This window comes from Streptomyces sioyaensis, assembly GCF_004122735.1.
Taxonomy (GTDB): domain Bacteria; phylum Actinomycetota; class Actinomycetes; order Streptomycetales; family Streptomycetaceae; genus Streptomyces; species Streptomyces sioyaensis.
The window spans coordinates 1-18,051 of record NZ_SDIF01000035.1; the positions used below are offsets into that span (position 1 = coordinate 1).

Annotated in this window: 15 protein-coding genes and 1 pseudogene; 11 read left to right on the top strand and 5 right to left on the bottom strand. The window is 71.5% G+C overall.

Features of this window, described 5'->3' with window-relative positions; all coding sequences use genetic code 11:
• From EST54_RS34255 to EST54_RS14870, 7 genes and pseudogenes are all read left to right on the top strand, one after another.
• Positions 1-674, top strand: a pseudogene (locus EST54_RS34255) (biotin transporter BioY); the annotation flags it as partial.
• Positions 671-1,033 (top strand): nucleotide pyrophosphohydrolase, encoded by a 363-nt coding sequence (locus EST54_RS14840; RefSeq protein WP_129248093.1) that lies wholly within the window; start codon positions 671-673, stop codon positions 1,031-1,033. The pseudogene EST54_RS34255 and the gene EST54_RS14840, both read left to right, overlap by 4 nt.
• Positions 1,034-1,452: 419 nt before the next feature.
• The gene (locus tag EST54_RS14845; protein ID WP_129248094.1) at positions 1,453-1,908 is read left to right on the top strand and encodes a DUF6099 family protein; all 456 of its coding nucleotides are present in this window, start codon (positions 1,453-1,455) and stop codon (positions 1,906-1,908) included.
• Between the two features lie 421 nt (positions 1,909-2,329).
• Positions 2,330-3,295, top strand: a complete 966-nt coding sequence (pip, locus tag EST54_RS14855) for a prolyl aminopeptidase (protein ID WP_129248095.1) — start codon at positions 2,330-2,332, stop codon at positions 3,293-3,295.
• 212 nt (positions 3,296-3,507) lie between these two features.
• Entirely contained in the window at positions 3,508-4,743 is a 1,236-nt protein-coding gene (locus EST54_RS14860; RefSeq protein WP_129248096.1) for an arginine deiminase, read from the top strand.
• A 180-nt stretch (positions 4,744-4,923) separates the two neighbouring features.
• Positions 4,924-5,928, top strand: a complete 1,005-nt coding sequence (gene argF, locus EST54_RS14865; protein WP_129248097.1) for an ornithine carbamoyltransferase — start codon at positions 4,924-4,926, stop codon at positions 5,926-5,928.
• A gap of 213 nt (positions 5,929-6,141) precedes the next feature.
• The gene (locus tag EST54_RS14870) at positions 6,142-7,779 is read left to right on the top strand and encodes an amino acid permease (RefSeq protein ID WP_129248098.1); all 1,638 of its coding nucleotides are present in this window, start codon (positions 6,142-6,144) and stop codon (positions 7,777-7,779) included.
• Here EST54_RS14870 and EST54_RS36165 read toward each other — a convergent pair.
• Positions 7,745-8,695, bottom strand: a complete 951-nt coding sequence (locus EST54_RS36165) for an ATP-binding protein (RefSeq protein ID WP_174857442.1) — start codon at positions 8,693-8,695, stop codon at positions 7,745-7,747. The genes EST54_RS14870 and EST54_RS36165 overlap by 35 nt on opposite strands.
• Before the next feature lie 344 nt (positions 8,696-9,039).
• Here EST54_RS36165 and EST54_RS14880 point away from each other — a divergent pair, with 344 nt between their 5' ends.
• A complete protein-coding gene (locus EST54_RS14880; RefSeq protein ID WP_129248099.1) occupies positions 9,040-9,867 on the top strand; it encodes an enoyl-CoA hydratase family protein in 828 nt (275 codons plus the stop codon).
• A 2-nt stretch (positions 9,868-9,869) separates the two neighbouring features.
• Entirely contained in the window at positions 9,870-12,191 is a 2,322-nt protein-coding gene (locus EST54_RS14885) for a bifunctional salicylyl-CoA 5-hydroxylase/oxidoreductase (protein ID WP_129248132.1), read from the top strand.
• 107 nt (positions 12,192-12,298) lie between these two features.
• Here EST54_RS14885 and EST54_RS14890 read toward each other — a convergent pair whose 3' ends face one another.
• Both EST54_RS14890 and EST54_RS14895 read right to left on the bottom strand, forming a co-directional pair.
• Positions 12,299-13,276: a ScbA/BarX family gamma-butyrolactone biosynthesis protein gene (locus tag EST54_RS14890; protein ID WP_129248100.1), complete on the bottom strand. Its 978-nt coding sequence runs from the start codon at positions 13,274-13,276 to the stop codon at positions 12,299-12,301.
• A gap of 145 nt (positions 13,277-13,421) precedes the next feature.
• Complete coding sequence (locus tag EST54_RS14895; RefSeq protein WP_006602525.1) at positions 13,422-14,039, bottom strand: ScbR family autoregulator-binding transcription factor; 618 nt, start codon at positions 14,037-14,039, stop codon at positions 13,422-13,424.
• A 193-nt stretch (positions 14,040-14,232) separates the two neighbouring features.
• On the opposite strand from EST54_RS14895, the gene EST54_RS14900 reads away from it, so the two are divergent.
• Complete coding sequence (locus tag EST54_RS14900; RefSeq protein ID WP_129248101.1) at positions 14,233-15,261, top strand: MDR family NADP-dependent oxidoreductase; 1,029 nt, start codon at positions 14,233-14,235, stop codon at positions 15,259-15,261.
• Between the two features lie 64 nt (positions 15,262-15,325).
• Here EST54_RS14900 and EST54_RS14905 read toward each other — a convergent pair whose 3' ends face one another.
• Positions 15,326-15,961 (bottom strand): TetR/AcrR family transcriptional regulator, encoded by a 636-nt coding sequence (locus EST54_RS14905; protein ID WP_129248102.1) that lies wholly within the window; start codon positions 15,959-15,961, stop codon positions 15,326-15,328.
• Between the two features lie 453 nt (positions 15,962-16,414).
• Here EST54_RS14905 and EST54_RS14910 point away from each other — a divergent pair, with 453 nt between their 5' ends.
• A complete protein-coding gene (locus tag EST54_RS14910; protein ID WP_129248103.1) occupies positions 16,415-17,179 on the top strand; it encodes an HAD family hydrolase in 765 nt (254 codons plus the stop codon).
• Between the two features lie 17 nt (positions 17,180-17,196).
• Here the strand turns inward: EST54_RS14910 and EST54_RS14915 are convergent, their stop codons facing one another.
• On the bottom strand, positions 17,197-18,048 hold the full coding sequence (locus EST54_RS14915) for a PaaX family transcriptional regulator (RefSeq protein WP_129248104.1): 852 nt from the start codon (positions 18,046-18,048) through the stop codon (positions 17,197-17,199).
• Positions 18,049-18,051 lie beyond the last annotated feature (3 nt).

An 18,051-nucleotide genomic window follows, 5' to 3' on the forward strand; every position in this document is an offset into this window, starting at 1 on the left:
GGAGTGCGGGAAGTGGGGAGGCGGGCGGCTGGGGCCACGGCGCGCAGGAACAGCGCGACGAGGGGCGGCTGCGGTCCGCCTGCGACAACCTGCCCACGGTGCTGGCGCGTACCAGCCGGGAGTGTGCGCGACGGCATGCGGTGCTGGTGGCGGCGGTACGGGAGGCCTGCGCCGGACCCGTCGAGGGGCTGCACACGGTGCCGCTCCGGCCGGACGGAACGGGGGCGGCCGATGCCGGTGCGGCCGTCGCCGGTGCGGTGGTGGGACGCGATGACGGGCGCCCGGGCGGCGGGTCGTCGGGTGCGCGGGCCGTGCCGGCGGCCGGGGGAGCGGAGGGGGTGCGGGCCGTCCTCGACAGGGGTGAGCTGGGGAAACTGCCCGTCGAACAGCTCGGCGACGGTGAGCTGCGGTTTCTCGCGCTGGCGCTGGTGCTGCTCACCGGGCCGGACGTGCTGGCCATGGACCCGGTCGGCGAGGTCCCGTCGGCCCATCAGCAGATGACGGTGCTGGCGGACGGGATGGACCGCTGCATGGACGGCAGGCAGGCCCGTGAGCTGGTGTCGTTGGCCGCGCGGATGACCGAGCGCGGGCATGTGCGGCTGCTGGGGACGGTGCGGGACCCCACGGTCGCCGACGGACTGCCCGGCGTACAGGTGCTACACCTGGGGGTATGAGTGAAGATCTTCATGCGCTGCAGCGACGGCTCGCCGAGTTCGCGGCCGCGCGGGACTGGCAGCAGTACCACACCCCCAAGAACCTGGCCGCGGCGCTGAGTGTCGAGGCCGCGGAACTCGTCGAGATCTTCCAGTGGTTGACGCCGGAGGAGTCGGCGACGGTGATGTCGGATCCGCGGAAGGCCGGCCGGGTCGAGGACGAGGTCGCGGACGTGCTGGCCTATCTGCTGCAGTTCTGCGAGGCGTTGGGGATCGACCCCCTGACGGCGCTCGCGGCGAAGATCGAGCGCAATGAGTCGCGCTTCCCGGCGGTGCGGTCGGCACGACCGGACCGGCCGCGGGAGGGCGAGGAGGAGTAGAGGAACAGAGGAGTAGGGGCCGGGTCCGGGCGAGGCGGTAGCGGGGCGGGGGCCGACGGGGCGGGGGCGTCGGCCCCCGCCCCGCCGCGTGAGGTGGCCGCTCGCGCACTCGCACCGCGCACTCTCGGTGTCCGGCTCCGGGGCTTCTGCGCCGACTCCCGGTGTTCACTTGGGCGTTCACTCCGGGCGTCTTGTGTGACGTGTGCCGGTGGTGTGAGGGGTGGGGCGGTCGTGGCGCGAGGGGAAGACGCGTGCATGAGCCCGCCCCTTCATCACTCTATGGAGTCATGGATCTTTCCACATCGCCTTGGTTGTCCACAGATTTGCGAATTCCCCTGGCTTTTTTGGGTGTTCACCCTCACTCTGGGTAGTGAAAAGAGTGCAGGGTGCATGCGATTGATGAGGAGAGGAGGGAGCGGATGGACGCAGTGCGGATCATCGCGGCGAGTCGGCGCGGTGTGGCGGAGGCGAACACGATTCAGGGAGTGATCGTCGAGGCCTGGCAGGCGCAAGCCCTGGCAGAGGCGATAGGCAGCCATCTGGCGATATTCGGTCCGTACGAAGTGCGGTCCAGGGCCCGGGGGTTAGGCGATGCGGGCGGGCGGTTCAGCGGGGGACTGCTGTGCCCGACATCGTCCACCGGTGCGCTGCGGGCGGGTCAGTTGACCGAAGTCCGCGACGTCAAGGAGGCGTTGACGAGCCTGTGCCGATTGCTGCGGGAGGTGTGTGAAGCGCTGGTGGCCGTGGTGCTGCTGGCGGACGAGGACGGAATGTACTGGACCTGCGTCGAGGCGATGGACACCGTCGACGAATCAAGAGACCGCGTCGCCGGAATACTGGAGAAGCTGGAGGTACGCGACCGCAACCCTGCCTGAGGTGGGACGTCCCCACCGCGACCGCGTCCACGCGGAACGAACACCCCGAGCGGTACGCCACCGCCCCGGGGCCGGGAGCGCTCACGCCCGACACGCCCACGGCCCGCCCACCGTCGTCACTGCTTCCCCGCCGGCCCCTGCCCGTCTCCTCGCCCCTCCCCGTCGTCTCCTCGCCCCTACCCGTCGCCCTTTCGTGCCCTCGCGGGTGGCGTATGTGCTTCGGGGGTACTCGGTGTGCCGTGTCCTTGGTGCGTCCCTGTCCCCATCAGTACGTATCCCCGTTGGCCAGCTGGGTCGGCTACGCCAGAGGCGACTGGGCCGAGTACGGCACCGCCCGGGCTGCGGACAAAGCGGGAGACGTCGGTCCAGCCGTCGATTGGCCTCGCGAGGTTGTTCGTCGTGCCTTCAGGAGGAGACTGTCATGGCCCAGCCGTTTCCATCCGTCGAACCGTACGCGCACGGCCTCCTCGACGTCGGCGACGGAAACCAGATCTACTGGGAGAGCAGCGGAAACCCCAAGGGGAAGCCGGCCCTCTGTGTGCACGGCGGCCCCGGAGGTGGGGGGCGCCGCGGCAGCCGCACGATGTTCGACCCCGAGGTCTACCGAGTCGTCCTGTTCGATCAGCGTGGCTGCGGTGAGAGTCGGCCTCATGCCTCCGACCCGGCCGTCAGCCTTGAACACAACACCACCGACCACCTCATCGCCGATATGGAGCGGCTCCGCGAGCACTTGGGCATCGAGCGCTGGCTCCTCTACGGCGGCTCCTGGGGCTCGACGTTGATCCTCGCCTACGCTGAGCGCTACCCCGAGCGGGTCTCCGAGATCGTCATCGTCGGCGTCACCATGACCCGGCCGGAAGAGACCGACTGGCTCTACTGCGGCGTCGGACGCCTGCTGCCCGGCCCCTGGGAGGCGTTCCGTGACGCACTGCCGGAGCCGGACCGCGGCGGCAATCTCGTGGCCGCCTACGACCGGCTGGTGAACAGCCCGGATGAGGCCGTCCGGGTCAAGGCGGCGCGGGACTGGTGCGCTTGGGAGGATGCTGTCATCGCCCACGAGGTACTCGGCCGTCCCGGTTACTACAGCGACAAGCCTGACGACGCCCTGATGGCCTTCGTCCGGATCTGCACGCATTACTTCGCCAATGATGCCTGGCTTGAGGACGGACAACTGCTCCGTAACGCGCACCAGCTGGCGGGTATCCCGGCGGTGCTGATCCACGGCCGACTCGACCTGGGCAGTCCGCTGAAGACGGCGTGGGAGCTGTCCCGGGCATGGCAAGACGCAGAGCTGAAGGTGATCGACGACTCGGGACACACAGGCAGTCCCCTGAGGCGGGACGCGATCCTGGAGGCGATCGCGCGGTGTGGAAGGAGCGGGCGGTGACCGGCTCCGCGCCACGGTGCGGGGTTCCTCACCTCAGAACAGAGCCAGGGAACGGGCGGAGTGCGCCGTCGGAACACCGCCTCAAAACGTCCCTGGCCGCGCTGCTCGCCGATCCCTGGATGTCGGCCTTGCCGCCGTCCCGCGGGCCGACCCAACCGTCCGACATCCCCCGACTCCCTCCGCAAAGTCGTCGGAGCGGCCAAGATGGGTGGATGGGATTCCAAGTCGACTCCGAGGCCGGGCGGCTGCGCCGGGTCATCCTGCATCGCCCCGATCTGGAGCTGAAGCGGCTCACGCCCTCGAACAAGGACGCCTTGCTCTTCGACGACGTGTTGTGGGTGCGCCGGGCGCGGGCCGAGCACGACGGGTTCGCCGACGTGCTCCGGGACCGTGGGGTGGAGGTCCACCTCTTCGGGGATCTGCTGGCCGAGAGCATGCAGATTCCCGAGGCGCGGAGGCTGGTCCTCGACCGGGTCTTCGACGAGAAGGAATACGGGCCGCTGGCCACCGACCACCTGCGGGCGGCCTTCGACGAGCTTCCGGTCCCGGAGCTGGTCGAGGCGCTGGTCGGCGGCATGACCAAGCGCGAGTTCCTGGAGCGCCACCCCGAGCCCACCTCGGTGCGCTTCCATGTGATGGATCTGGACGACTTCCTACTGGGACCGCTGCCCAACCACCTCTTCACCCGCGACACCTCGGCCTGGATCTATGACGGGGTGTCGATCAACTCCATGCGCTGGCCTGCCAGGCAGCGCGAGACCATGCATTACGAGGCGATCTACCGGCACCACCCGCTCTTCCGCGGCGAGGACTTCCATGTCTGGTCGGAGGGTCAGGCGGACTTCCCCTCGACGATCGAGGGCGGGGACGTCCTGGTGCTGGGCAGCGGCGCCGTGCTCATCGGGATGAGCGAACGCACCACGCCGCAGGCCGTGGAGCTGCTCGCGCGGGGGCTGTTCGCAGCGGGTTCCGCCCGCACGATCGTGGCGCTGGACATGCCCAAGCGCCGGGCGTTCATGCATCTGGACACCGTCATGACCATGATCGACGGGGATACGTTCACCCAGTACGAGGGTCTGGGCATGCTCCGCTCGTACACCATCGAGCCGGGGTCGGGCGACCAGGACCTCAAGGTCACCGACCATCCGCCGGAGCACATGCACCGCGCCATAGCGGCGTCGCTGGGCCTGTCCGACATCCGGGTGCTGACCGCGACCCAGGATGTGCACTCGGCCGAGCGTGAGCAGTGGGACGACGGCTGCAATGTGCTGGCGGTGGAGCCGGGTGTGGTGGTGGCGTACGAGCGGAACGTCACCACCAACACCTTCCTCCGCAAGCGCGGCATCGAGGTGATCACGATCCCGGGAAGCGAGCTGGGACGCGGGCGCGGCGGGCCGCGCTGTATGAGCTGTCCGGTGGCGAGGGACGCGGTGCCGGGGGCAGCCTGAGGATGCCCCGCACCCTTCGGGGCGGGGCCGGCTCCCGCAGCGGCCAGCGGCTCCGCGCTTCCGGCCAGGGGCTCCGTGCTCTCCGTGCTTCCACCGGGGGCTCCGTATAGAGATACGTATGCTCGTATACACTTCCACTATTCGAGTCCGTCCCGACCGCCGCGAATCAGGAGCCCACCCATGGCGATAGACCTCAGGGGCCGCCATTTCCTCAAGGAGCTGGACTTCAGCGCCGAGGAATTCCGCCGACTGACCGAGCTGGCGGCCGAGCTGAAAGCGGCCAAGCGCGCCGGCACCGAGGTCCCCCGCCTCCGGGGCAGGAACATCGCCCTGATCTTCGAGAAGACCTCGACCCGGACCCGCTGCTCCTTCGAGGTCGCGGCGGCGGACCAGGGCGCCTCGACCACCTACCTCGACCCGTCCGGCTCGCAGATCGGGCACAAGGAGTCGGTGAAGGACACCGCCCGGGTGCTCGGCCGGATGTTTGACGGCATCGAGTTCCGCGGCAGCCGGCAGGCCGACGTCGAGGAGCTGGCGGCCCACGCCGGGGTGCCCGTCTTCAACGGGCTGACCGACGAATGGCATCCCACACAGATGCTCGCCGACGTGCTGACCATGATCGAGCACGGTCCGGGCCGCCCTCTGGAGGAGACCGCCTTCGCCTACCTCGGCGACGCCCGGAACAACATGGGCAACTCCTACCTCGTCACCGGTGCCCTGCTCGGCATGGACGTCCGGATCGTGGCGCCGAAGCAGCTGTGGCCCGAGGAGTCGGTCATCGCGCAGGCGCGCGCGCTCGCCGGGACCAGCGGCGCCCGCCTCACGCTCACCGACGACGTCACCGAGGGCGTGCGCGGTGCGGACTTCGTGACGACCGATGTCTGGGTCTCCATGGGCGAGCCCAAGGAGGTGTGGGACGAGCGGATCGCGCTGCTCGCCCCGTACGCGGTCACGATGGACGTGCTGCGCGCCACCGGCAAGCCGGACGTGAAGTTCCTGCACTGCCTGCCCGCGTACCACGACCTGGGCACGGCGCTCGGCCGGGAGATCCACGCCCGGCACGGTCTGTCGTCGCTGGAGGTCACCGACGAGGTCTTCGAGTCCGCGCACTCCGTCGTCTTCGACGAGGCGGAGAACCGGATGCACACGATCAAGGCGGTGCTGGTGGCGACGCTCGCCGGCTAGGACGGCAGGGCGGCAGGGCGGGCAGGGTTCCCCCACGGCACCTCGGGCGCTGCCCCAGCCATCCGCACAGCCATCCGCCGCAACGGGCGATCATGCAGGTCAAGCGGTTACCATCGAGCCGCTCGCGGGGTTCGGACCCATCGGTCCGGACCCCGCTTCGTGTGTGGCCCACCCGCGCCGCGCGCACCGCACCATCAGAGAGAGAACCACCCCATGCGCCCGCCCGTCTCCCGCCGCCGTCCCCCGGAGGCGCTGCGCGCCGCACCGTCCGCGGCCTCGTCCGGACCACGGATCAAGTCCCCCGATCTGCTCATCGCCGAATCGGGTGCGGACCTCGAAGGCCACGGCCTGCGGCGCAGCATGGGGCTCTTCCAGCTCATCTGCTTCGGCATCGGCGCGATCGTCGGCACCGGCATCTTCGTCGGTCTGTCCGACACCGTCGCCCAGGCCGGTCCCGCCGTCCTCGTCTCCTTCGTGCTGGCGGCCGTCACCTGCGTCTTCACCGCTTTCTCCTTCGCCGAGCTGGGCGGCGCGATACCGGTGTCCGGCAGCTCGTACTCCTACGCCTACGCCACCCTCGGCGAGCGCACCGCCTTCCTCGTCGGCTGGTGTCTGCTGCTCGAATACGGCATCTCGGTCTCGGCGGTCGCCGTCGGCTGGGGCCAGTACCTCAACGAGCTGCTCGGCGGCCTGACCGGCTGGCAGTTGCCCGCCGCGCTCTCCAGCCCGCCCGGTGACGGCGGCATCGTCAACGTCCCGGCCGTCGTCGTGATGCTGCTCGCCGCCCTGCTGCTGGTCCGTGGCATCCGGGAGAGCGCCCGGGCGACCGCCGCGATGGCCGTCCTGAAGCTCGCGATCCTGGTCCTGTTCTGCGCGATCGGGCTCAGCGCCTTCCGGGCCGGCAACCTGTCGCCGTTCGCCCCGGAGGGCGTCGCCGGCATCACCTCCGGCGCCTCGGTCGCCTTCTTCTCCTACATCGGCTTCGATGCCATCACCACGGCCGGTGAGGAGGTCAGGAACCCGCGGCGCAACATCCCCGTCGCGATCATGGTCTGCATCGGTGTGGTCACCGTCCTGTACTGCCTGGTCGCGGCCTCCGCCATCGGTGCGCTCTCCGCCGGCGAGGTCGGCGGCCGGCCCGCCGCGCTGTCGCTGATCGTCAATCGCGTCACCCACTCGACCCTCGGTGGCGCGGTGATCGCTTTCGGCGCCGTCGTCGCCATCGCCTCGGTCGTCCTCGCGGTCCTGTACGGCCAGACCCGCATCCTGATGTCGATGTCGCGGGACGGGCTGGTCCCGCGGATCTTCGAGCGGGTCTCGCCCCGGACGTCCACCCCCGTCGCCAACACCTGGATCGTCACGGCGGTCTTCGCCGTGCCGGCCGCGGTCGTGCCGCTGGATGCGGTGATGAATCTGTCGACCATCGGGACGCTGGCGGTCATGGTGGCCGTCAACCTGAGCGTGATGGTGCTGCGCCGCACCCGCCCCGATCTGCCGCGCCGCTTCCGCGTGCCGCTCTTCCCGGCCAGCCCGCTGTTGGGCATCGCCTTCTGTCTGTATCTGAGCTACGGAACCGGTCCGGCGACCTGGCTCCAGTTCGCCGGTTTCCTGGTGGCCGGGGCGCTGGTCTACACGTGCTACGGGCGGCGCCGCTCGCGGCTCGGGCAGGCGCCGGCAGCGCAGGAACCGGTAGAGCAGGAACCGGCGGCCCGGGAGCCGGTGGCGCAGGAACCGGTGGCTCAGGAACCCGCGGACGGGGCCGGCACCGGCCTCTCCGGCACCGGCCTCTCTGGCACCGGCCTCTCCGGCACCGGCCTCACCCGCGCCGGCGTGGCACCTCGGGAAGGGTGAACCAGACGGCCTTGCCGCGCGGCGTCCGGCGGCAGCCCGAGTCGGAGCTCAGCGAACGGAGCAGCAGCAGGCCACGGCGGTGATCGTCGTGGCGGTGCGGGTCCTGGCCGGTGGTTTCGGCGGCATGCGCGGCGTCGGCGGCTTGGGCGGCGTCGGCGGCTTGGATGATCGGGGTGCCGGGGGTCCGGGTGGCCGTGGTCCGGGTCCTCGTGCTCGCTTCGGTGCCGCCCGTCTCCGCACTCTCCCCGGCGTCATCCATCAGCCCGGCGCCCTCCGTACGCTGCGCCGGAAGCCGGTCATCGGCCGCCCCGTGTCCGTCCGTCCGGCGCCCGACGGCCGTACGCGTCCCATCGGCCGTACGTGCCCCGTCCTCCGCAGGGCCCCTGTCTGCCGCATCCGCCGCAGGCACCCTGCCTCCCGCATCCGCCGCGGGGACCCCGTCTGCCGCATCCGCCGCAGCGCCACCGCCCACCGAAGAAGCCTCCTCCCCCGTAGAAGCCTGCTCCCCCGAAGGTGCCTGCTCCCCCGAAGGAGCCCTCTCCGGGATCGCGCTCTCCGCCGCCGCCCCCGCCGGCCCGGAAGCGTCCGGTGCCGCCACCAGTACCGCATCGCCCAGCTCCGACAGCGGGTTCGGATCGTCGAGCAGCACGTCGATGAGGAGTGGATCGCCGTCGTGTACCTCGATCAGGCAGCCCGTCGGATGCAACTTGACCACCAGCTCGATGGGCTCCGTACCGCGGGCGTGCTTGAGGGCGTTGGTCACCAGCTCGGCGGTCAGCAGCTGCGCGGTGGTCCGGTCGGCCGTCACCCGCAGGTCCTGGAGGGCGGTCCGGACCATCGCGCGGGCGATGGGGACGGCCGTCGCGCCGCGTGGCAGCGCGATGTGCCAGGTCGCGGGGGGTGGGGGTGCCAGCATGTGCCGTCGATCCGTTCGCGTGGGCCAGGCCGTCAGAGGCCGGTTCGGTCGGATCCAGCGTAGGAAGCGCGGGGCGCCGGGATCAGGGGCGTCCGGCCGGGGTGCACCAGACCTAGGTCATGCGGGGAGCCGGGACCTTCGGCACCCCCGCCCGCACGGTCCCGCACCCCCGCCCGTACGGTCCGTCGCCTTCAGCCCGCCCGCACGGCCCCGAGGGGGCCGCACCGCCACCGGCGGCGCGGCGTATCGCGTTCTCATGACGACAGTCATGGATGAGTGATAACTTCGAGGAGCATCCGGAACAGCATCCACCGGCCGACCGGCCAAAGGGGGCAGGCAGCCCGATGAGCCCGTTCGCAGGATCCGCCCGCAGCACAGAACCCTGGCAGCACATCCGCGTGACCAGGAAGGACGGGATCGCCACCGTCACCCTCGCGCGCCCGGACAAGCTCAACGCCCTCACCTTCGAGGCCTACGCCGACCTCCGCGATCTGCTCGCGGAACTCTCCCGGGAGCGCTCGGTGCGCGCCCTCGTGCTCGCAGGGGAGGGGCGCGGTTTCTGCTCCGGCGGCGATGTCGAGGAGATCATCGGCGCCACCCTCGGCATGGACACCGCGCAGCTGCTGGACTTCAACCGGATGACCGGCCAGGTCGTCAGGGCGCTGCGGGAGTGTCCGTTCCCGGTGGTCGCGGCCGTGCACGGGGTCGCGGCCGGGGCCGGTGCGGTGCTGGCGCTGGCCGCGGACTTCCGGGTCGCCGACCCCTCCGCCCGCTTCGCCTTCCTCTTCACCCGGGTCGGACTGTCCGGGGGCGACATGGGCGCGGCCTATCTCCTGCCGCGCGTCATCGGCCTCGGCCATGCCACCCGGCTGCTGATGCTCGGCGACACCGTCCGTGCCCCGGAGGCCGAACGCCTCGGGCTGATCAGTGAGCTGGCCGAGGAGGGGCGGGCCGACGAGGCCGCCGCGGCGCTCGCCAAGCGGCTCGCCGAGGGGCCCGCGCTGGCCCACGCCCAGACCAAGGCGCTGCTCACCGCGGAGCTCGACATGCCGCTGGCCGCCGCCGTCGAGATGGACGCCGCCACCCAGGCGCTGTTGATGAACAGCGACGACTACGCGGAATTCCACGCCGCCTTCACGGAGAAGCGGGCCCCCAAGTGGCAGGGGAAGTAGCCATGCGGGTCGCCGTCATCGGCGGGGGGCCGGGCGGGCTCTACGCCGCGGCCCTGCTCAAGCGCCTCGACCCCACCCGCGAGACCACCGTATGGGAGCGCAACGCACCCGACGACACCTTCGGATTCGGTGTGGTGCTCTCCGATGAGACCCTCGGCGGCATCGAGCACGCCGACCCGGAGGTCTACCGCGCGCTCCAGGCGGAGTTCGTCCGCTGGGACGACATCGACATCGTGCACCGCGGCCGCACCCTGACCTCCGGCGGGCACGGCTTCGCGGCGCTCGGCCGGCGCCGGCTGCTGGCCGTACTCCACCAGCGCTGCCGTGACCTCGGCATCGAGCTGCGCTTCCGTACGGAGGCTCCGCCCGCCGCCGAACTGGCCCGCGGCTACGACCTGGTGATCGCCGCCGACGGGGTGCACAGCACGACCCGCACCGCGCACGCCGAGATCTTCGGCCCGCAGCTGACCACCCACCGCTGCCGCTACATCTGGCTCGCCGCCGACTTCGCCTTCGACGCCTTCCGCTTCGAGATCGCCCCGACCGAGCACGGCGTCGCGCAGCTCCACGCCTATCCCTACGCCCGCCCGTCGACCGACGACCCCGCAACGAACCCCTCCGGCGAGCACCCCGACGGCGCCAGCACCGTCATCGTCGAGATGCGCGAGGAGGTCTGGCGGGCGGCCGGACTCGACCGCTGCGACGAGCGCGAGTCGGCGCAGTGGTGCGCCAAGGTCTTCGCGGACGCGCTGGGCGGCCGGTCGCTGCGTGCCAACAACTCCAGCTGGATCGCCTTTCGCACCGTCGTCAACGCGCGCTGGTCCCACGGCAATACGGTGCTGCTCGGCGACGCCGCGCACACCGCGCACTTCTCCATCGGCTCCGGCACCAAGCTCGCCGTCGAGGACGCCCTGGCGCTCGCCGCCTGCCTCCAGGAGCAGCCCGACACCGCCTCCGCGCTGGCCGCCTACGAGGAGGAACGCCGCCCCGTCGTCGCCTCCACACAGCGTGCCGCCCGTGCCAGTCTCGCCTGGTTCGAGGAACTGGCCACCTACCTCGACCAGCCGCCCCACCAGTTCGCCTTCAACCTCCTCACCCGCAGCCGCCGGGTCACCCACGACAACCTGCGGCTGCGTGACCCCGGATTCGTCACGGCCGTCGAGCGCGAGGCGGGCATCGAGCCCGCCACGCCCCCCATGTTCACCCCGTTCCGGCTGGGCGGGCTGACCCTGCGCAACCGGGTCGTGGTCTCCCCGATGGACATGTACTCCGCGGTGGACGGCGCGGGCACCCCCGGCGACTTCCACCTCGTCCACCTCGGCGCCCGCGCGCTGGGCGGCGCCGGGCTGGTGATGACGGAGATGGTCTGCGTCAGCCCCGAGGGACGGATCACCCCCGGCTGTACGGGGCTGTACGCACCGGGCCACGAGACCGCCTGGCGCCGGGTCACCGACTTCGTCCACGCCTCCGCGCCCGGCACCGCCATCGGCGTCCAGCTCGGGCACTCCGGCCGCAAGGGCTCGACCCGGCTGATGTGGGACGGCATCGACCAGCCCCTCCCGGAGGGCAACTGGCCTCTCGTGGCGGCCTCCCCGCTGCCCTACAGCCCCGGCGTCAACCAGCTCCCGCACGCCCTGACCGAGCCCGAACTCGCCACCGTACGCGAGCAGTTCGTCCACTCCGCCGAGTCCGCCGCCCGCGCCGGCTTCGATCTGCTCGAACTCCACTGCGCACACGGCTATCTGCTCTCCGGCTTCCTCTCCCCGCTCACCAACCGGCGCACCGACGCCTACGGCGGCGACGTCCACGCCCGGCTGCGCTTCCCGCTGGAGGTCTTCGACGCGGTCCGCGCCGTCTGGCCGGCCGGGCGCCCGATGACCGTCCGGATCTCCGCGACCGACTGGGCGGACGGCGGCACCACGGCCCGGGACGCGGTGACCATCGCCGAGGCCTTCGCACGGCACGGTGCGGACGCCATCGATGTCTCCACCGGACAGGTGGTCCCCGACGAGCGCCCCGACTTCGGCCGCTCCTATCAGACCCCGTTCGCCGACCGCATCCGCAACACCCTCGGTGTGCCGGTCATCGCGGTCGGCGCGATCTCCTCCTGGGACGACGTGAACTCCCTGGTGCTGGCCGGCCGCGCGGACCTTTGCGCGCTGGGCAGACCGCATCTGTACGACCCGCACTGGACGCTGCACGCCGCCGCGGAGCAGGGGTACGCCGGGCCGGGAGCACCCTGGCCGCTGCCCTACCAGGCGGGCAACCGCCCCCCGCCCACCGGACGCACCGACGCGCCGAAGCCCCGCCTCACACTGCGCTGACGGGGGAGGCACGGGCAGTGTGAGGCGGGGCCGTACGGGGGCCCGGCGGGGCGCCGGGCGGGCGGCACAACGGCGTGTGGCGGCCGGCGGGCCGGCGAAGCGGCCGGTCAGGACATCGGCACGCTGGTGATCTGCGCGGAGACGACGGGCTTGTCGTGCTGTTCGACGGTGACCGTGAGCTGGCGGCTGCCGTCATCGGCCCGGTCGGTGGTCCGCGCCTGCACCCAGGACGGTGCGTCGAGTTCGGCGTAGCGCGCGAACGAGCACTCCATGGAGACCGGAAGGGTGAAGCCGGGGGCGGAGGCCTGAGCGGCCTGCCGGGCGGCCTCGATCATCAGCATGCCGGGGGCGTGGTCGACGGGGTGGTCGAAGAGCACCGGGTGCGAGGTGTCCACCCGCAGTTGCCAGCGGTCGGGGCGGTCGGTGGGGGAGAGCGCCACGTCGCGGTCGTGGTCCCGGGCGACCAGCTGCGGAGGAACGGCCTCGGGAACCGGCAGCTTGCGGGAGTTGGCGAGGTCGAGATCGCAGTACTCGCCGCGGAGCCGGCGGTAGACCGCCGGGCTGTGACAGGAGTAGTCGAGCGCCGCCGTGGCCAGTTCGGCGCCGTCACACACGATCCGGAACTCCTGGCGGGCGCTGGCCAGCCGCTTGCCGCGATGGACCATGTCGTGGTCGGTGATGTGCAGTTCGATCTCGGCGGGCCGGTCGGTGGTGCGCAGCGCCTCCGGTAAGAGGTCGTAGCGGACCCGCTGCCAGATGATCGGGTGGTCCAGGGGCACCCCGTGGGCGACATGGCTGAGTAATATCCCGGCCTGCCGCATGCTCTCTATCAGCAGAAGCGGGTCGTGCAGGCCGTGGACGGGACCGTAGAAGGTGTGGGCGCGCGGCCACTGCGCGCTGACCACCCAGCTTTCGGCGTCGCCCTGACGCCAGTTGGTCAGGAACACCTCGGAGACGGCGGTGCGGTGCACGTACTCCCGCGGCACCGTCCTGGTCAGTGCGGACGGTCGGATTCCGTTGGCGTCCTCGCCTCCGTTGTCGTGGCGCTCATCACGCAAGTTCGGCGTGAGCGTGGCGCTGGCCATAGGTGTTCCTTTCTGAGATACGGCTCTTCGCGCCCTGTAGGGCTGAGCCGCGGTGACCGTCCGTGCGGCACTAAGATACGGACCATGTGGTTTGTTTTCCAGTGCCGGACGGGCCCCGGCTTCGTCGGGGCGGCGAACGGTGGTGTCAGACCGGGACCTTCACACACCGGCCGTGCGGATCCAGGTGGCTCAGCGCGCCGGGCGACGCCAGACCAGGGAGGGTGTGCTTCCACAGGGCCGTGACGCGCTCCGGGAGATCGGCGCGGTTGGTCGCGGCCCGCGAGAACAACTGCACGCCCATATAGGCCGCGACGAAGAACTCGGCCGCCCGGTCCGGCGCAACCCCGGGCAGTAATTCCCCGTTGTCGCGCGCCTCGGTGAACATCGTGGTGATGATGTCGGTCCAGGCCTGGTAGGGCACGAGCGGGTTCTCACTGAAGGTCGTCTCGACCGCGATACGGGTGCCGGCCTGCAGCAACGGATCGCTGCGCAGGGCCAGCGCCACCTGGTGGGTGAAGTCGATGGCGTCCTGCAGCCGGGATTCGCTGACTTGCGGCAAGAACGGATCCGTCTGCTCCGTGATCACCGCGCGGGCCAGTGCGTCCTTGGACGTGAAATGGAAGTACACCGCCCCTTTGGTGACCCCGGCGCGCTGGATGATCTCTGCCATCGTGGCGGCCTGGTACCCGCGGGTGCCGATGACATGAGCCGCCGCTTCGAGGACGGCCCGTCGGGTGCGCACTGCGCGTTCCTGCTTGACCACCGATCATCCTCCGTATGCTCTCTTGGAGTTGTTGTGCCTGAGTGCGACCCGCCGCCCGTGGCCGCGCAGTCTATTTCCGCATCATAAAGAAGCCAACCATGCGGTATTGATTCGCGCCCGCGACGGTGGCGCGAATCCCGCGTCGCGGTCCGGTACGACGCCGTCGAGTGATCCGAGCGCGAGGAGCTGTCCGATGCCCCCCACCGTCGTCCCCGCCATACCGGCCGTCCACCGCGAGGTCCGGCTCGCCGACCAGGCCGAAGGCGCATTGACGACAGGTCATTTCACGGTGGCCGAGGTCCCGGTGCCGGTCCCGGAGCCGGGGCAGGTACTGGTGCGTACCCGTGTGATGGCGGTGACCGCCGCGATGCGGACGCAGATGACCAAAGTGCCGCTGCCGATGCCCTCATTCGTGCCGGGTCAGGCGCTGTGGGGCGCCGCGATCGGCGAGGTCGTGGCGGCGCCCGGCGGCGGCTTCGCCCCCGGTGACCTGGTCCACCACCCCTACGGCTGGCGGGAGTTTGCGTCCGTCGAGGAGTCGCGGGTACGGCGGCTCGACCCGGACGCCCTGCCGACGCCCGCCGCGCATCTGTCGCAGGGGGCGACCGCCTGGGGGGCGCTGCGCCGGGCCGCCGAGGTGCGGCCGGGGGACACCGTCTTCGTCACCGGTGCGGCGGGCGGCGTGGGCAGCCTGGCCGGGCAGCTCGCGCGCCGGCTGGGGGCCGGCCGGGTGGTGGGCAGCACCGGCTCGGAACGCAAGGCCGCCCGGCTGCGCGCCGAGTTGGGGTACGACGACACGATCGTGCGCGGCGCCGGGCCGATCGAGCGCCAGCTGCGCCGGGCCGCACCGGGCGGGATCGATGTACTGCTGGACACCGTCGGCGGTGAACAGCTCCCGGCGGCGCTGGCGGTGGCCCGCCCCGACGCGCGGTTCGCGCTCGTCGGCGCGCTCTCCAGCCAGTTGGGCGGGAGCGGTGGTGCCCTCACCCCGGTGGAGCTGGACACCGGGCTGATCATCACGCGCAGGGTGACGCTGCGCGGCTTCGGGCTGTACGCGCATCCGGATCTGCCGCAGGAGTGGACGAAGGAGTTCGGGCAGGGCTTGCGGGAGGGCTCGCTGGTCTTCCCGCACGCCCTTCTCCAGGGGATCGAGCAGGCGCCACGGGCGCTGTGCGAACTGACGCAGGGGCGTCATATCGGGGCCGTGCTGGTCGAGTTGTGAGGCCCGGGCGCGGGGAGCGGGGCGACGCCGGCCGGGGTGCCGGCCCGGGTGGCGGCCGCGCCGGTCAGCCGGCCGCCGGGAGCTGGGCCGGTGCCGGGATACCGGCGGCCGCGATCCGGCTCGGCGCGGCCGGCAGCAGCCCCCACATGCCCACGATCGACTCGTCGTCCCACCACGTCCCGTCCTCGCCGCCCAGATGCAGCAGGCCCACCACGAGCGAGGTCAACAGCTGGGCCGTCCGGCGCGGTTCGGCATCCGGCGCGTGCGAGCCGGCCGGCCCGCACGGCCCGCAGGTCACCGCCTTGTCGAGGAAGAGCGCGTACCAGCGCTGCTCCAGGGCGTAGATGCCGAGCCCCGGCGCGGTCTCGGGCCGCAGCCGCAGTCCGGCGCGCAGCACGGGGTCCGTCCGCACCCGGCCGAACAGCTCGACGGTGAAGTCCTGTACGGCGGTGGTCAGCGGCTGCGGAGAGCGGGTGAAGGCCTCTTCGACCTCTTGCAGGGTGGCGAGTGCGGCGTCCCGCACCGCGAGCGTGAGGTCGTCCTTGGACGTGAAGTGGAAGTAGAGGGCACCTTTGCTCAGGCGGGCCCGCCGGCTGATCTCGACCATGCCCGCTGCGGGAACCCCCTTCTCCAGGAAGGTCTCTGCGGCCGAGCGGATGAGTGCCTGGCGGCTCTGGATGGCGCGATGCTGGGTGGGCACGGTGTCCGTCCCGTCTCTAGTACGGCTGCGAGCTCACTGCAGTCTACATAGAAAACCAACCATGCGGTTCGGTATGCTTCCCCGGATTGGCCGGAACTGGCGCCCCCTGACGCGAAGCTGACGTTCGGTCGGCCGTTCGGATCTTGTGGGGCTCGGGGGATGCGGTGCGTTCCCAGTCTGGCCGGGAAGCGGAGTGTTGTCGACCCGTCAGAGGCAGCAAGGATGCATTGACAAACAGCGCAGGCGGTTTTTAAATCTCCGAAGGCGGTAAACGGGGCGATCCCTTCCGTTGGCAGCCGTCGCGACGGTCGCGTACCGCCCTTGGACAGTGGTGCGCCACGGCGAGACCGCCTCTGCCTTTCACCAGTCGTCGACCGCAGGCCGCCCGACCAGCCGAGCCACAACGTCACCCGAGCGCCCTGCACCCCATAGGAATCCGGAAAGGTCTCAGCCATGCGCGTAGCAACGGAAGTCGGCGAACGACCCGCGAGAGGCGCGCGGGGCGCCGGCGGTGAAACCATCAGGGCCGCCGTCTTCGATCTGGACGGCACCCTCGCCAACACCCTCCCGGCGATCAGCAAACTTCTCGTCAAGGTTGCCTCGGAGCAGGGCTGTTCGGTGACCCCGCGGCAGGCGGCCGCCGCCATCGGCAAGCCGCCCGGCCCCGCCTTCGGCCGGCTGCTGGGCAAGCCCGAGGAGGACGGCCGGGTGCAGGCCGCCATCTCCCGCTACCGCGAGCTGTTCTCCTACGAGGTCCTGTGCCAGGGGCCGCAGCTGCTGTTCCCGGGGGTGACCGCGGGGCTGTCCGCGCTGCGCGCCCACGGCGTCGAACTCGCCGTCGCCACGTCCAAGACCACCCGCAGTGCCGAGTCACTCCTCGATGTCATGGGCATCCGTGATCTGGTCGGCCCGGTCATCGGCCAGGACATGGTCCGGCGGGGCAAACCGCACCCGGAGATGGTGCTGCGGGCCGCCGGCCGGCTCGGCGTCGCGGCCTGGCAGAGCGCGTACGTGGGGGACACCGTGGGGGACATGAGGATGGCGGTCACCGCGCGCATGGAGCCGGTCGCGGTGACCTACGGCGTCGGCAAGTTCGGCGAGCTCGCCGGAGTCGCCGGCACCCGGATGTGCAGCTCCTTCAAGGACGTGGTCTCCGTGATCGCCGCATCCAGGCCGCGGTCGGGCGTCACGGTGGGGGCCCAGCAGCGCCGACGCTGAGGCCGGGGGAGGGGGCGCTACGCTCCGGTCGTCAGCTCGTGTGCGTAACGGGCCCCGGCGGTGTGCAGTTTGGCGTGCAGCAGGCCGAACACCTCCGCCGCGCGGCCGCCCGGCCAGTCCTCAGGCAGGAGGGGAGAGGGCAGTCCGGGATCCGCATAGGGCAGCTGACGCCAGGCGTCCAGCGCCAGCAGGTAGTCACGGTAGGCCGCCTCGGGGGGCACCGAGCGGCGCGGTGACCAGCGGCGCAGGACGGGTTCCTGCGCGGCGAGGAAGGCGCGGTGCGCCGCGGCCACGGCATCGAGGTCCCACCACCGCGCCACCGCGTCCGCCGTGGGGGCGAATCCGGCGTGTGTGCCGGTGAACAGGTCGACGTACGGGTCGAGTTGCAGCCGCCGCAGGGTGTGCCGGGTCTCCTCGTAGAGCTGGGCGGGGGCGATCCACACCCCTGGTGCGGCGGTGCCGAAACCGAGCCGCGCCAGCCGGGAGCGCAGCAGATGCCGTTTGTGCCGCTCCTCCTCGGGGACGGAGAAGACGGCCAGGACCCAGCCGTCGGACAGCTGGGCGGCGGGCCGGCCGAAGATCCGCCGGTCGCCGTCCTCCAGGAGCTGGCGGGCGTCGTCGGACAGCCCGTAGGCCGCCGCCCCGGTGGCCGTGCGCGCGGGGACCAGCAGACCGCGCCGCTTGAGCCGGGAGACCGCGGAGCGCACCGACGGCGGATCCACGTCGAGCGCGCCGAGCAGCCGGATCAGGGCGGCGACCGGCACCGGCGCGGCCGGGCCGCCCGCAGTGCCGGGCTCGCCGCGTCCGTAGGCGCCGTAGAACGTGACGATCAGGGACCGTGGGGTGCGCTGCGTTTGCTGGTCGTTCACCGG